Origin of the sequence: Methanocorpusculum sp. GPch4 (assembly GCF_012062385.1) — an archaeon.
GTDB lineage: Archaea > Halobacteriota > Methanomicrobia > Methanomicrobiales > Methanocorpusculaceae > Methanocorpusculum > Methanocorpusculum parvum.
The window spans coordinates 22,637-35,142 of record NZ_SIJA01000028.1 but is presented as its reverse complement, the minus strand read 5'-3'; the positions used below and the strand labels follow the sequence as shown (position 1 = coordinate 35,142).

17 protein-coding genes are annotated in these 12,506 nt (G+C 52.3%); 8 read left to right on the top strand and 9 right to left on the bottom strand.

Annotation, left to right across the window (positions count from 1 at the left end; translation table 11 throughout):
- Positions 1 to 24: 24 nt before the first annotated feature.
- Entirely contained in the window at positions 25 to 1,014 is a 990-nt protein-coding gene (locus EYA77_RS02180) for an EamA family transporter (RefSeq protein WP_095641946.1), read from the top strand.
- Here EYA77_RS02180 and EYA77_RS02175 read toward each other — a convergent pair.
- From EYA77_RS02175 to EYA77_RS02155, 5 genes are all read right to left on the bottom strand, one after another.
- On the bottom strand, positions 1,007 to 1,369 hold the full coding sequence (locus EYA77_RS02175) for a zinc ribbon domain-containing protein (RefSeq protein ID WP_167815737.1): 363 nt from the start codon (positions 1,367 to 1,369) through the stop codon (positions 1,007 to 1,009). The genes EYA77_RS02180 and EYA77_RS02175 overlap by 8 nt on opposite strands.
- Before the next feature lie 38 nt (positions 1,370 to 1,407).
- A complete protein-coding gene (locus EYA77_RS02170) occupies positions 1,408 to 1,932 on the bottom strand; it encodes a hypothetical protein (RefSeq protein WP_167815736.1) in 525 nt (174 codons plus the stop codon).
- 55 nt (positions 1,933 to 1,987) lie between these two features.
- Positions 1,988 to 2,641 (bottom strand): diphthine--ammonia ligase, encoded by a 654-nt coding sequence (locus EYA77_RS02165; RefSeq protein ID WP_167815735.1) that lies wholly within the window; start codon positions 2,639 to 2,641, stop codon positions 1,988 to 1,990.
- Complete coding sequence (locus EYA77_RS02160) at positions 2,638 to 3,471, bottom strand: cobyric acid synthase (protein ID WP_167815734.1); 834 nt, start codon at positions 3,469 to 3,471, stop codon at positions 2,638 to 2,640. The genes EYA77_RS02165 and EYA77_RS02160 overlap by 4 nt, the downstream gene beginning before the upstream one ends.
- A 139-nt stretch (positions 3,472 to 3,610) precedes the next feature.
- On the bottom strand, positions 3,611 to 4,192 hold the full coding sequence (locus EYA77_RS02155; RefSeq protein WP_167815733.1) for an FmdE family protein: 582 nt from the start codon (positions 4,190 to 4,192) through the stop codon (positions 3,611 to 3,613).
- 121 nt (positions 4,193 to 4,313) lie between these two features.
- On the opposite strand from EYA77_RS02155, the gene EYA77_RS02150 reads away from it, so the two are divergent.
- The 7 genes from EYA77_RS02150 (at position 4,314) to EYA77_RS02120 (ending at position 9,508) form a co-directional block, all read left to right on the top strand.
- Positions 4,314 to 5,444, top strand: coding sequence for an iron ABC transporter substrate-binding protein (locus EYA77_RS02150; RefSeq protein WP_042700525.1), 1,131 nt, complete (start codon positions 4,314 to 4,316; stop codon positions 5,442 to 5,444).
- Positions 5,445 to 5,469: 25 nt separating this feature from the next.
- Complete coding sequence (locus tag EYA77_RS02145; RefSeq protein ID WP_167815732.1) at positions 5,470 to 6,540, top strand: iron ABC transporter permease; 1,071 nt, start codon at positions 5,470 to 5,472, stop codon at positions 6,538 to 6,540.
- On the top strand, positions 6,537 to 7,418 hold the full coding sequence (locus EYA77_RS02140; RefSeq protein WP_209314985.1) for an ABC transporter ATP-binding protein: 882 nt from the start codon (positions 6,537 to 6,539) through the stop codon (positions 7,416 to 7,418). Before EYA77_RS02145 ends, EYA77_RS02140 begins: the two co-directional genes overlap by 4 nt.
- A 34-nt stretch (positions 7,419 to 7,452) precedes the next feature.
- Positions 7,453 to 7,890, top strand: a complete 438-nt coding sequence (tsaA, locus tag EYA77_RS02135; RefSeq protein ID WP_167815731.1) for a tRNA (N6-threonylcarbamoyladenosine(37)-N6)-methyltransferase TrmO — start codon at positions 7,453 to 7,455, stop codon at positions 7,888 to 7,890.
- Between the two features lie 95 nt (positions 7,891 to 7,985).
- Positions 7,986 to 8,393: a sirohydrochlorin nickelochelatase gene (gene cfbA / locus EYA77_RS02130; RefSeq protein ID WP_042700516.1), complete on the top strand. Its 408-nt coding sequence runs from the start codon at positions 7,986 to 7,988 to the stop codon at positions 8,391 to 8,393.
- 108 nt (positions 8,394 to 8,501) lie between these two features.
- Positions 8,502 to 9,197 carry an energy-coupling factor ABC transporter permease gene (locus EYA77_RS02125; RefSeq protein WP_095641955.1) on the top strand — a complete coding sequence of 232 codons (696 nt, stop codon included), beginning with the start codon at positions 8,502 to 8,504 and terminating at the stop codon, positions 9,195 to 9,197.
- Positions 9,194 to 9,508, top strand: a complete 315-nt coding sequence (locus EYA77_RS02120; protein ID WP_095641956.1) for an energy-coupling factor ABC transporter substrate-binding protein — start codon at positions 9,194 to 9,196, stop codon at positions 9,506 to 9,508. Before EYA77_RS02125 ends, EYA77_RS02120 begins: the two co-directional genes overlap by 4 nt.
- A gap of 55 nt (positions 9,509 to 9,563) precedes the next feature.
- Here EYA77_RS02120 and EYA77_RS02115 read toward each other — a convergent pair whose 3' ends face one another.
- From EYA77_RS02115 to cobJ, 4 genes are read right to left on the bottom strand one after another with little or no spacing between them, the layout of a single operon-like run.
- Entirely contained in the window at positions 9,564 to 10,133 is a 570-nt protein-coding gene (locus tag EYA77_RS02115) for a cobalt-precorrin-7 (C(5))-methyltransferase (RefSeq protein WP_167815730.1), read from the bottom strand.
- Positions 10,130 to 11,137 carry a cobalt-precorrin-5B (C(1))-methyltransferase gene (locus EYA77_RS02110; RefSeq protein WP_167815729.1) on the bottom strand — a complete coding sequence of 336 codons (1,008 nt, stop codon included), beginning with the start codon at positions 11,135 to 11,137 and terminating at the stop codon, positions 10,130 to 10,132. Before EYA77_RS02110 ends, EYA77_RS02115 begins: the two co-directional genes overlap by 4 nt.
- Complete coding sequence (locus EYA77_RS02105; RefSeq protein ID WP_167815728.1) at positions 11,134 to 11,796, bottom strand: precorrin-8X methylmutase; 663 nt, start codon at positions 11,794 to 11,796, stop codon at positions 11,134 to 11,136. The genes EYA77_RS02110 and EYA77_RS02105 overlap by 4 nt, the downstream gene beginning before the upstream one ends.
- The gene (gene cobJ, locus EYA77_RS02100) at positions 11,744 to 12,505 is read right to left on the bottom strand and encodes a precorrin-3B C(17)-methyltransferase (protein ID WP_167815727.1); all 762 of its coding nucleotides are present in this window, start codon (positions 12,503 to 12,505) and stop codon (positions 11,744 to 11,746) included. Before cobJ ends, EYA77_RS02105 begins: the two co-directional genes overlap by 53 nt.
- Position 12,506: the final 1 nt, after the last annotated feature.

The following is a 12,506-nucleotide window of genomic DNA, read 5'->3' as shown; positions in this document are numbered from 1 at the left end:
GAACGCAAATAATAAGGGACAGAAATGGACCTTCGTTTGCTCATATTCCCCCTCCTTGTTTTTCTCGGCGGATGCTGCTACGGGCCTTCATCGCCCGTGATAAAACTTGCATATGCTGCCGGTTTTTCATGGCAGGATCTGGTTATGAGCCAGTACTTTTACGGGTGGCTGATCCTTTCCGTTATTATAGCCGGTTTTTATCTGTTTCGCCGCGTGAAAAATCAGCCTCTCCCCAAAACGGGTGATCCAAGACCGCTCTTTCGCCGCATTCCCGGCGTGTTCCTTGCCGGAGCCTGTATCGGTCTTGTTACGGTGACCTACTGTCTTTCTCTCCAGACCGTGCCGGCGTACATCTCCGTCATTCTCCTCTTCCAGTTCACCTGGATGGGTGTCCTGATCCAGGCGGTCGCCGAGAGGAGACTCCCTCAGCCGAAGATAGTCATATCCGTCATCCTTCTCGTCATCGGAACGTTTCTGGCTGCAGGTTTTGCCGGACTGGAAGGGCCGCTTGATCCGGCCGGTGTGATATTCGGGCTTCTCTCCGCCCTTCTCTACGCATTATATATGTTCCTGCTCGGCAGGGTCGAGATCGGGATGCATCCCCTGAACAGAAGTTATCTTATCATCAGTTCCTCGCTTGTCATGATGATATTTCTCTTTACGCCCCGGTATTTCACGGAAGGAATATTCGCTTCCGGGATCTGGCAGTATGGGGTCATCCTGGGGTCGATCGGATGTGTTGTGCCGATGTTTTTGTTTGCGATCGCCGCACCGAGGATCCCGACCGGAATGACCACGATCCTCAGTTCATCGGAATTGCCGGCTTCTATCATCTGTGCGGTCATTATTCTTGGCGAATCGGTTTCCTGGATCCAGTATGCAGGAATACTTCTGCTGTTCATCGGTATTGCCTATCCCCAGTACCACCCGCTCACCTGGCAGAAACATATGCGGAAAGGAGCGGGTATGCACGTATTTCTGCATCCCCATATCCGTCTAAAAAAGATCAGGTAAGTTTCGCACCGCAGGAACTGCAGAACTTGGTTCCTTCGGTGTATTTTGTACCGCAGTTTTTACAAAAACCATCCCCGCAGGCAGCGGATCCGTCTGCCGGGGTTTTCATCCCGCTGAGTTCAGCCCTCTTTGCGGCAGTTTCCTCCTCCAGTCCTGCAAGTTCGGTTCCAATATCCCCAAACTTTTCTAAACCTTCGGACTCGACTGCCAGCTTTCCAATACTGGCATAGATTTCAGTCTGCTTCTTCTCCAGCTGGCTGATCTCCGTCTGAAGCTGGCTGACCCTCATTGACTTCTTTACTTCATCAGCGCCGATTTTGGCACTGGTTTTCAGGCTGTCGATAAATGCACCCATACTCATGTCCTATTGCGCGAGGCGGGATATATGCATATCTATCGCAGAACCGTCTCGGCAAGGATCTCGTCCTCGATGAAACGCTGATCCCCGTTTCGTTCAGCTTCGACCATCTCCTCCAGAGATTCGCCCGCTTCCCAGTCCTCGTCCTGTTCCCAACACAGCCAGCCGGCGGCCTTGCGGCTTGGTCCTCTCTCCATCGGGCGGGTTTTGGTCATCCGTTCGACCATATCCCTGACAGCCGAAAAATTTTCCGGTGAACAGAAGAGCACGATCTTCGTCTGTCTGTTTCCAAAAACGGTTATCTGCCGATCACCCGGTATCACCTCAGTGATCTTTTCCCAGAGAAGAGCCTGCCTGCCTTGTATCCGGGCGAGATAATCGGTCCCTTTCACTTTGTTTTTTCCGGCCCGAAATCCCCATAACTGGGCAGCCGCCCCGCTCTTTTTCGACCGCTCTTCGGTTTTTGCAAAGATCCCGAGATCGTTGACGACATAATCGACCGCAGTGTACCATGAGCCGGTCTCGGGCGGGAGTTCAATACTCCAAACAAGTGTATCCATATGCATACATGGACCCCTGAAAAAAATAATAGTTGGTTATTGTGATCCGGCCGGATCAAAGAGATTTTGGCGTGACGCTGATAACAGAGGTGTTGCCGAGATCTAAGATCTCGCCGCATTCATACGGAACCGGCATCTGAAAGATCGGTCCGCCTACGGTGACGGTATGATACTCGCCGTTTTCACCGCAGACATCGATCCCCTTCTCCTTCATGAATGCGACCATCTCATGATCCAGAACTTTTCCGAGGATCTCTTTTGGAAGATCAGCATTCCGGACACACTTTATCACGCACTGATACCCAAGATCGATGAGTTCTTTCGTATTTTCCTCTCTGTTTCGATGCCAGAGCGGGTAATAGGGAATAAGTCCTGCGGCCTTGCATCTCGCCATGCCCCATTCCATGTGTTCTTCGATGTCAATGTCCCCGAAGACACAGAGTTCGGCTCCGAGCTGTTTTGCACGGCGGAGTCCTTCTTCGAGTTCCAGATGGTACTCCTCTCCCCCTGATTCGCATTTGATCAGCGGGATCTCAAGCGAGGCTGAGATCTGTTCAAGCAGACCAAGATCGACTCCGTGGAACCAGGAGAGTTTTTCGTCCCTGTTCACCATGACGAGCAGTCCGACCGGCGTATGCCCGGCGGCGATCATTTTGTGAAGTGAAAGGGTGCTGTCCTTTCCGCAGCTGTATGATATAACGAACTTCATGTATTTTCCTCCAGTATTTTATACACCGCATCCATGTCGAGCGCTTTGCGGAGAGCATCGGCGAGCAGATCCAGCTGATGTTCACGGTACGCTTTGTTTTCAAGCAGGCTGTCGTCACGGGGTATCGGTCCCGGGATATCCTCTTCCTGCAGATGGATGTCGAGTTTTGGGACAACGCCGAGGACCGGGACCCCGGTCAGATCGGTGAGACGCGACGGCCCGATCCCAAGATGCTTCGGGTCGCCGCTGAGCCGGTTGATAACAAAACCGCGGACGAGTTTTTTCGCCGCGTCGTCGAAGAGACCAAATGTCCCGTAAAGCGAAGCAAACACTCCGCCGCGTTCGATGTCGCCGACGATGATGACCGGAGCGCTGACTTTTTTCGCAAAACCCATGTTGGCGATGTCACGGTCCATGAGGTTGAGTTCGGCAGCGGCTCCCGCCCCTTCGATGATGATGATATCATACTCTTTCTCCAGACTTTGGAATGCGGAAAGCACTTCAGGCATGAGCTTGGTCATGCTGCCGTATTCCGTGATCCCGGGAACCGGTTTTCCTCTGATACAGACCTCGGTCCCTGATCCGCACGGTTTGACGAGGACAGGGTTCATCCGTCCGTCAGGTTCGATCCCTGCCGCTTCAGCCTGGACCGCCTGGCCGATCCCGATTTTGTCCCCGGATTTTGTGACATATGCCGCTGAAGCGAGGTTCTGCGGTTTGAATGGGGCGACACGGTGCCCGTCCTGAGCGAGGATCCGGCAAAGACCGGCTGTCAGGGTGGTTTTTCCCACATTGGACATGGTTCCCTGTATCATGAGTTTTTTTGCCATTTCTGTCTCCTTTTAACTCTTCGGCGATTTGATACAAATTATGTTGCTTTACTACTAAATAATTTTATGAGTTGCGTGCGCGAATCATGATTACGGGCGGCCTATGGCTGCACTCCGCAAAAAAAGATGAGGTGGTGTTTTACTTTCTCAAACAGGGGATACAGACCGGTTTTCCGTCGATGACGGGGGCAAGTCCCTCGGCGACCTGTTCGCCGCAGACGGAACAGATCACATTATTATAGATCCTTGCGCGGCCCGGGAGAAGTTCGACCGCCTCTTTTACGGTGAATAATTTCTCCGCCGGCGTGGCGAGGATCGTGTCGATCCATTCATGAGAGAGGGCATGGTATTGTTCATCTTCTTCATAGGTCGCCTTTCCGGAGAATACCTTTTGACGAAGTTCCGTCATCTTTGGATCTTCATTCCTGGATTCAGGGTTGGCGACCAGACGGATCGAGGTGTCATTGTCGCGCCGATAAAAGGAGAAGGCATTCTTTCCCCAGTTGTTGATAAACAGATTGCCTTTTCCTGCAGTGCAGCCGAGAACAACCTGGATCGCGTCGACCGTGCAGGAATCCGTTTCCGTGATACAGACTACTTCTTCGTCTTCGGAGAAGGAGAGTCCGAGTTTTTCGACGGCAAGTTCGCAGGCTTTGTATCCCAGGGCAAGTCCCCCGCAGGTATGTCCGTGGAATTCCACTGCATCATCAAAACTTTTCATAAATAGTATAGAGGTTATATGGGATAATAAATCATACGAAATTGAAGTGTTTGTGCTAACAAGACCTATGAAATAGAAATACATAATATGTAGTATGACGTAATTGAAAAATGATAATACTATGAAAAAACTGTCTGCTCTACTTTTAGTCTTTGTTATCGCTCTGGCCTGTATGTCTGCAGGCTGCGTAACCTCTCCGGAGGAATCGGGAGACGGTACGATCACCATCACCGATTCTTCCGGCCGTGTTGTGATCGTGCCTGATGATCCGCAGCGGATCGCTGTCAGCGGCTCGGGTTCATCCCGCTACTTTGCTTATCTTAATGTGACTGACCGGATGATCGCAATAGATTATCAGGACAGCAATTTTCTTGCTTCTACCGGGGAATCCCGTCCTTACATGATCGCCAATCCGACAATCAAAGAGCTCCCGGTTCTTGGGACCGCCAAAGGCGTTGTTGATGCCGAGCGGCTTTTATCTGCTGATCCTGATGTTTTGTTTATGGCAGGATACAGCGACACCGTTATCCAGTCCGCAAATGAGATCCAGGAAAAGACCGGTATCCCGGTCGTTTTGTTCTACTCGGGAGATTATGTTACGAACGGTGATAAAGTAGCTCAATCGTTGCGAATGATCGGAAAGATCCTCCATGCAGAACCCCGGGCCGAAGCAGTGATCAAATACTTCGACGATACCCGTGCGGATCTCGAAAGCCGGACTGCCGGCGTCTCGGATGCTGATAAACCGATCGTGTATGTCGGCGGCATCTCCTACAGCGGAGCCCACGGGATCGACGGGACTGACCCAACCTATTATCCGTTCACCGTTCTTCATGCAAAGAATGCCGCCTCCGGCGTCAACACGGCAACGAGCACCGGATATGCGGCAGTATCTAAGGAACAGATCCTTGCCTGGGATCCGGCCATCATCTTTGTCGATCTGAACACGATGTCGGCTGCCGGCGGCGGCGGGATCTCTGAACTGCAGAACGATCCGTCCTATCAGGAACTGACAGCGGTCAGGACAGGGGAAGTCTATGCGGTCAATCCTCACACCTCAATGGGTACGAACCACGAAACGAGTATGGCAAATGCCTACTACATAGGAACGATCCTCTATCCCGGTCGATTTGCGGATATCGATCCTGCAGCAAAGGCAGATGAGATCTACACCTTCATCGACGGCGCTCCTGTCTATGAGCAGCTGAAGGCGAATATGAACGGTCTCTCGTATCAAAGATTGGCGCAGTGATCCTCATTCATAGGCTGTGATTATAATGAGTGAAAAAATCGTCAGATCTGCTGAAAACTATCAGAAATATATTGGAAAAAAAGTCTTCATCGTTCTTATCGGGGTCGTTATGACCGCAGTCATGTTTCTGATCTCGGTGTCGGTCGGCGCTGTCAGTATCCCGATCCCGGATATCATCGTGACCATATTCGGCGGAGCGGGAACAAGCCTTTATGAACGGATCATCTGGAACATCCGGATCCCCCAGGCGCTGACTGCGATCATAGCGGGAGCGGGTTTGGCGATCGCTGGCGTAACTATGCAGTCTGTTTTGCGTAATCCGCTCGCATCCCCCTTCACGCTCGGCCTTTCCAATGCGGCCGCATTCGGTGCGGCGGTCGGCATCCTTCTCTTCGGAGCCGGAACGACCGGAAGCAGCATCGCCGACGCGGTCGTTATAAACAACCCGTATCTGACAACATTATCGGCGTTTGTTTTTTCCATTCTGACCACCGTGATCATCCTCTTCATCGCCAAGATCCGCGGGGCGACCCCTGAGACGATGGTTCTTGCGGGCGTGGCGATCAGTTCTCTGTTCACTGCAGGCCTGATGGCGATACAGTATTTTGTTGATGATACGCGCCTTGCCTCCATCGTTTTCTGGCAGTTTGGGGATGTATCGCGTGCCAGCTGGTTTGAACTCGGCCTGATTTCTCTGATCGCTCTGATCTGTGCGGTGTATATCTTTTACAAACGCTGGGATTACAATGCGATCGATGCAGGAGAAGAAACGGCCAAAGGATTGGGCGTTAATGTAGGACGCACCAGACTGATCGGCATGATCGCCGCATCCCTGATCAGTGCGGTCATTGTGTCCTTTCTCGGCATTATCGGATTTGTCGGCCTGGTCTGTCCGCACATGATGCGCAGGATCGTCGGAGATGATCACCGGTTTCTGATCCCGGCAAGTATCGTCTGCGGTTCTCTTCTCCTTCTGGTCTCAGACACGGTTGCCCGGACGATGATCGCTCCGCATGTCCTCCCGGTTGCGGTCTTGACTTCATTTTTAGGCGCTCCTGTATTCATCTATCTTATTATCAGGGGGAGGCGGATGTGACCGGGGATCATTTAGACGAAGAGCTTCACAACCATCCCCACAGACATGGGGATGGTGTGATCCATACCCACCCTCACTCCCATGAACATGCTCACGAACATCACAATGGCGGCAACGGGACCGCGATCCTGACCGTAAACGGTGTTGATTTTGAGTACCGCACCTCGAAAGTTCTGGAAAAAATTGATGTCGGTGTGGCTCAGGGAGAGATCCTCGCTATCCTCGGTCCAAACGGTGTTGGAAAATCCACACTGCTCAAATGCATGAATATGATTCTTAGACCAAAGACCGGCACGATCATGATCGATGAACATGATCTGGCAAAAATGTCAGGCTCCGAGATCGCCAAAAAAGCAGGATACGTTGCCCAGAGAAATGAGGCGGCCCGTATGACCGTTTTTGATTCCGTTCTTCTGGGAAGAAAACCCCACATCGGTTGGAAGATAACCGAACATGATTACGAACTTGTGTATGATGCACTTGAAAAGTTCGGGCTTTCTGAGATGCAGCTCAGATATATCGATGAGCTCTCAGGCGGCGAACTGCAGAGGGTCTGTCTCTGCCGTGCTATCGTTCAGGAACCCTCCGTTCTTCTGCTCGATGAACCGACCAGCGCTCTCGATCTTTCCCGGCAGATGGAGATCCTAAAGCTTATTCGTCATGTGGTCGACCGTCACAACTGTGCTACGATCATGACCATGCATGATCTCAACCTTGCTTTGCGGTTTGCAGACCGGTTCGTTTTCATGAAAAACGGAGAAATCTATGCGTCATGCGATAAATACGGCGTGACCCCGCAGATAATCGAGGATGTGTACGGGATAAAAGTCGAAGTCATCCTGCATAACGAACTGCCTATTGTGGTGCCATGTGAATAAAGATGATCATCTCTGCAGACAAACAGGAGATTCAATGACGCAAGAGTATGTGTGCAGACCTATCGGCACGGTGGTCTCATCGTTCAAGGAGCGAAGTTCCCCTCCGTTTACGGAAAGAGACACGGACCTTATCAGCAAAATTATCATAGATCCAACGTATATTCAGGGTCTTGAAGGACTTTCTGCCGGAAAAGAGATGTTTGTTCTTTGCTGGTTTGACCGGTCCGACCGCAGTGTTCTGCGTGTCCACCCGCGCGGTGACAGGAAAAATCCTCTCACTGGGGTGTTCAACACCCGGTCGCCGGACCGTCCAAACCCGGTGTCTCTGACTCCAGTCACCCTCGAGGAGATACAGGAAAATATCCTCACCGTACGCGGTCTGGATGCTCTGGATAATACGCCGGTCATCGATATCAAGCCCTGTTCAACAAAGTCTCTCGAAGAAAAATATCCCTGCGGGACAGAGACATGAACGTTTTTCCTCATGCTGATTCCAGGCGCGTCTCAGGTCAGACTATCTGGATATAAATCCAATTTATTTTATAGTGTGTGTGTCATAAATTAATTATGAGCAAACAAGGTTTACTTCTGATAGGTCATGGAAGCAGACTCAACTACAATAAAGAACTTGTCACCGCCACAGCGGAACTCATCGGTGAAAAAACCGACGAGTATCTTCTTCGGTCCTGTTTTATGGAAAACAGCAGCCCGAATGTTGTTGAAGGGCTCGATTTTATGAAAAAAGAGGATCTCGATCTTCTTGTTGTCGTTCCGCTTTTCCTTGCAAAAGGCGTGCATGTTCTGCATGACATCCCGGAACTTCTTGGTTTGAAAACCGGGGAACGCCGCGGCAGTTTCACTCTTGAGAACGGGAAAGAGATCCCTCTCGTGTATGCTGATCCGATAGGCAAAGACCCTCTTCTTGCAGATATGATGCTCAATAACGCGAGAGCTGCGATATCTGCCCACCTCTGATTTCACACACCTATTTTTTTGACGGATCCTGCTTCCAATAATTAGTGGTTTTAGAGCAAATCAATGCGAGTACTAAACAATTAAATATTAGTTAAAACAATTTTTATTATGCACATTATGGAGGGGTATTTACCCATCGGCTGGTGTATATTCTGGGCTGTTCTTTCAGCTCCGTTTGTCATCTACGGTATTTGGAAAATGACCAAAATGATTCAGGAGGACCGGCGCGTTCTCCCGCTGATGGCGGTTTCCGGCGCCTTTGTCTTCGTACTTTCCGCACTCAAGATCCCGTCAGTAACGGGAAGCTGTTCTCACCCGACCGGAACCGGGCTTTCCGCTGCGTTTTTCGGACCGTTCATCACCTCGGTTCTTGGAACGATCGTTCTCTTGTTCCAGGCGCTGCTGCTTGCCCACGGCGGACTGACAACGCTAGGAGCAAACGTATTTTCCATGGCGATCGCGGGACCGTTTGTTGCCTGGCTCATCTTTGTCGGCCTTCGAAAAACCGGAAAGGTCGGTCTTGGAACTGCGGTCTTCATCACCGCGGCGGCCGCAAATCTGGTTACCTATACCGTGACCTCACTGCAGCTTGCATTAGTGTTTCCGGTCGAGGGCAGCATCCTTACGGCTTTTATCGCATTTGCCGGGATCTTTGCCGTCACTCAGATCCCGCTCGCAGTGATAGAAGGAATCATCTGCGGGCTTGTTGCAAAGTATATCGTCCGTGTGAAGCCTGAGATCTTAAAGAAGCTCGGTATCATTCAGGATGAAGAGATCGCAAAAATCCAGGGAGAGGCAGCATGAAAAAAGCCCATCTCGAGATCCTTGTCGGGATACTCGTCATTGTACTTCTTGTGGTCGCAACCCTGGCCTTCGTTCAGTCCGGCAGCGGAGAAGAGGAAGGATGGGGAGGTGCTGACGGAGGCGCCGCCGAGATGATCGATGAAACAGGCTATACTCCCTGGTTCGAGTCCATCTGGGCACCCCCGAGCGGCGAGATCGAGTCTCTCTTCTTTTGTCTCCAGGCTGCGATAGGGGCGATCATCATCGGCTACTTCTTCGGCTACTGGAATGCCTCGGCAAAAGCAAAACGGGGAAAACAGGAAGAGGAGTGAGAGAGGCTCCTCCCATCACATATTTTTCCAGCAGTCTTTTTTCAGGAATGGATTTTTAATACCCGCAGATTATACAAAACAACCGGCTCAGAACTTTTGGAGGATTGCCGGCAGTTCCTTGTGTGATCCGTTCGTTTGGATATCCAAGATCCTCACAGACCGCGATCTTCACCGAAGGAGAAAGCGAACGTGCCAGCTCATCGATCGAAAGATCCGGATCTGCTATAAGAAAAACCGTATGGCCGGCGGCGATATCCTGGACCGTGCGTGAAACGGCAGCTTTGTGATCTTTTCCATGAGCATTGACGACCGCGACATCTGTCCACGGGACATGCAGCCTCGCAAACGCTGTCTGCATCGACGAGATCCCCGGGATCACCTCCCCCGGCAGATACCCGAGCCCTGCCATCAGGGGGTCTCCTGTCGATAAAACGACCGCGTCATCGGGAAGCGTTCGAAGCGCTTTGTAGTCCGTTATCTCGACGACATCCGCATCTTTTGGGATGGATGCTCTGACCAGTTCGATCGCACGTTTTGATCCGTACACGCTTTTTGCTTCACGTAACGCGGTCTCTGCCTCCTTCGTGAGCATTCCTTCGCCGCATCCGACACCTACGATTTTCATTGTGTATCTCCGATGACCTGACCGTTCCTATCCATAATAACGATACGAAGCCAGGGGTATTTCTGCTTTGCTGCGTCCAGCTCTTCTGCGAGAACGGATATACCGTCAGGTCCGGCGATCAGCTCTTCGACGGTCGGAAAACCCCGGGAGGTCGCGACTTCAGGATGGAAAAACCGCAGAATAAGGCCGGGCAGACCGCAGATGACAGCCTTTTCGCAGTTTCCCGCTGCCTTCACACTTTCAGCGAGCTTCGATCCGGCAAGGACCACTTCGTGATCAGGGAAAAGAAGTCTTGAGTAACGAAGCCCGATCCTTCCGGTGGTGATGACCACATTTTTCGCTTCAGCGATCCGCTCACTCACCGTTTCCGAGAGATGATCGTCCCAGGGTTCAACAAACCCGGTCGTTCCGACAACGGAAATGCCCCCTTCGATACCGACCTTCGGGTTCAGGGTCAGTGCCCCGATCCTTCGGCCGTCGGGGATCGTGAGTATGACCGAGGCTCCGGGAAGTCCTGCCGCACGGCATGCTGAAGAGATCGCATCTAGTATCTCTTTTTTCGCAGGCGGGCTTACGGCGGCAGCGCCTTTTTGGTAACGGGGCGTTTCCCGAACGAACCTGCCGACCCCTTCACCGGTCTCGAGAGATATCTCACCTGCAGGAGAAGCCTTCGCACAGATAAGGATCCCTGCCGTGATATCGTTAGGATAGTCTCCTGAAAATTTTCTGGCAGAGCCTTCCCCGTCTTTTCCGACAGCAGGGATCTCGGCGAGGATCCCGCAGGGGAGAAGGATCGGGGCAGAATCAACGGGGAAAGCAAGCGAGGCGACCGCAGCGTAACACGCCGCCGCCGCCGTTGAACCGGTGGTGAACCCCCGTCGGAGAACAGCGCCGGTCGAGGTCAGCACGCCAAAACCGCTTTTTGCGGCTGCCAATGCTTTTTCATCACGGCATTTTTCCGTCCACGACTCAGGATATGCAAAACCAGTGACCGGATCGATCATTTTCTCAGTTCAGTAAACATCGTAATGATCTCATTCAGCGAAGCCACCGCGATCGGCGTCCCGCCCCGGGTCCCGACGTTCGAAACCGATGCAACGGGCTTCGTGCGAAGAACTTCCTTCGACTCAGCCGCATTGACAAACCCGACCGGGGTTCCGATCACGAGAGCCGGACGGATGCCCTCATCCACAAATGAACAGACCGTCAGAAGAGCACTCGGGGCGTTCCCGATCACGATGATCGAGCCGTCGAGCCGCTCTTTCAGGGCAATGAACCCGGCGGAACTGCGGGTGATCCCCAAATCTTTCGAAATGTCAGCGCCATAATCCAAGGCGCACTCGACCGTTGAGGAATGGCCTTTCTTCTGGATCCCGGTCAGGACCATGCGGATATCGGTGAAGATCGGGGCGCCGGCTTCGAGGGCTCGAAGTCCGGCAGTTACCGGGTCGTGGGAAAACCGGAGAAGGTCTGCCATTGCCCAGTCTCCAACCGCGATCGAACATCTCTGCCTGATACGGTCTTCAGGCGTTTCATTCCCGACAGCTTCCCGGGCAAGGCTCCGGCTCCGTGAAGAGATGGAAAATCCTTCCGGTGTGTCTGCGCCGATATCAGTATACGTATTTTCTGTGGTAACCACGGGGTGTAATGATTCCTTTGACATCTTCATCCTCCTTCCAGATTCTGCTTTCTTCGCCGCCGATGATCAAAATCGAGTGCATATCCACAATATCATCATTTTCGGCGAGCTCCCGAAGCGTTGTTATATGGGTCTCTTCGCCTTCCCGGAACACATTCTTAACAATGCCGACCGGCGTTTCCGGGTCGCGGCAGGTCAGAATGATCTTGAGAGCTTTGGCAAGGTTCAGCGGGCGTCCGCGGCTCTTCGGATTATAAAGAGCGATCGGCGTGCCCATCTGTGCGGCAAGACCTAGGCGTTTTTCGATGATCTCCCAGGGCGTCAGGAGGTCAGAGAGACTCAGGGTCACATGGTCCCCTGAGATCGGGGATCCGAGCCGGCTCGCCGCCGCGGTGGCCGCAGTAACGCCGGGCAGCATGATGACTTCCTGGGACGGGAACTCGCGTTCGACCATCTCAAGAACGATGCTCGCCATACCATAGACGCCGGCATCTCCTCCCGAGACCATTGCCACAGTGTGGTCTTTTGCAAGGCGGCACGCCTCGCGGGCACGGTCGACCTCTTTTCCCATCGCACTTCGGATGACCTGTTTGTTTTTCAACAGCGGTTCAAGCATATCCAGATAGAATGCATTGCCGATGATCACATCAGCCAAGGCAATTGCCTTCATTGCGGCGGGGGTAAGCTGCTGTGTGCTTCCCGGGCCTGAACTTACGATCCATAAAATACTCATG

Bases quoted from the DNA above. Each gene is read 5' to 3' on its own strand.
- EYA77_RS02180 (WP_095641946.1), top strand. From the start codon at position 25: ATGGACCTTCGTTTGCTCATATTCCCCCTCCTTGTTTTTCTCGGCGGA.
- EYA77_RS02175 (WP_167815737.1), bottom strand. From the start codon at position 1,369: ATGGGTGCATTTATCGACAGCCTGAAAACCAGTGCCAAAATCGGCGCT.
- EYA77_RS02170 (WP_167815736.1), bottom strand. From the start codon at position 1,932: ATGGATACACTTGTTTGGAGTATTGAACTCCCGCCCGAGACCGGCTCA.
- EYA77_RS02165 (WP_167815735.1), bottom strand. From the start codon at position 2,641: ATGAAGTTCGTTATATCATACAGCTGCGGAAAGGACAGCACCCTTTCA.
- EYA77_RS02160 (WP_167815734.1), bottom strand. From the start codon at position 3,471: ATGGCAAAAAAACTCATGATACAGGGAACCATGTCCAATGTGGGAAAA.
- EYA77_RS02155 (WP_167815733.1), bottom strand. From the start codon at position 4,192: ATGAAAAGTTTTGATGATGCAGTGGAATTCCACGGACATACCTGCGGG.
- EYA77_RS02150 (WP_042700525.1), top strand. From the start codon at position 4,314: ATGAAAAAACTGTCTGCTCTACTTTTAGTCTTTGTTATCGCTCTGGCC.
- EYA77_RS02145 (WP_167815732.1), top strand. From the start codon at position 5,470: ATGAGTGAAAAAATCGTCAGATCTGCTGAAAACTATCAGAAATATATT.
- tsaA (WP_167815731.1), top strand. From the start codon at position 7,453: ATGACGCAAGAGTATGTGTGCAGACCTATCGGCACGGTGGTCTCATCG.
- cfbA (WP_042700516.1), top strand. From the start codon at position 7,986: ATGAGCAAACAAGGTTTACTTCTGATAGGTCATGGAAGCAGACTCAAC.
- EYA77_RS02125 (WP_095641955.1), top strand. From the start codon at position 8,502: ATGCACATTATGGAGGGGTATTTACCCATCGGCTGGTGTATATTCTGG.
- EYA77_RS02120 (WP_095641956.1), top strand. From the start codon at position 9,194: ATGAAAAAAGCCCATCTCGAGATCCTTGTCGGGATACTCGTCATTGTA.
- EYA77_RS02115 (WP_167815730.1), bottom strand. From the start codon at position 10,133: ATGAAAATCGTAGGTGTCGGATGCGGCGAAGGAATGCTCACGAAGGAG.
- EYA77_RS02110 (WP_167815729.1), bottom strand. From the start codon at position 11,137: ATGATCGATCCGGTCACTGGTTTTGCATATCCTGAGTCGTGGACGGAA.
- EYA77_RS02105 (WP_167815728.1), bottom strand. From the start codon at position 11,796: ATGTCAAAGGAATCATTACACCCCGTGGTTACCACAGAAAATACGTAT.
- cobJ (WP_167815727.1), bottom strand. From the start codon at position 12,505: ATGAGTATTTTATGGATCGTAAGTTCAGGCCCGGGAAGCACACAGCAG.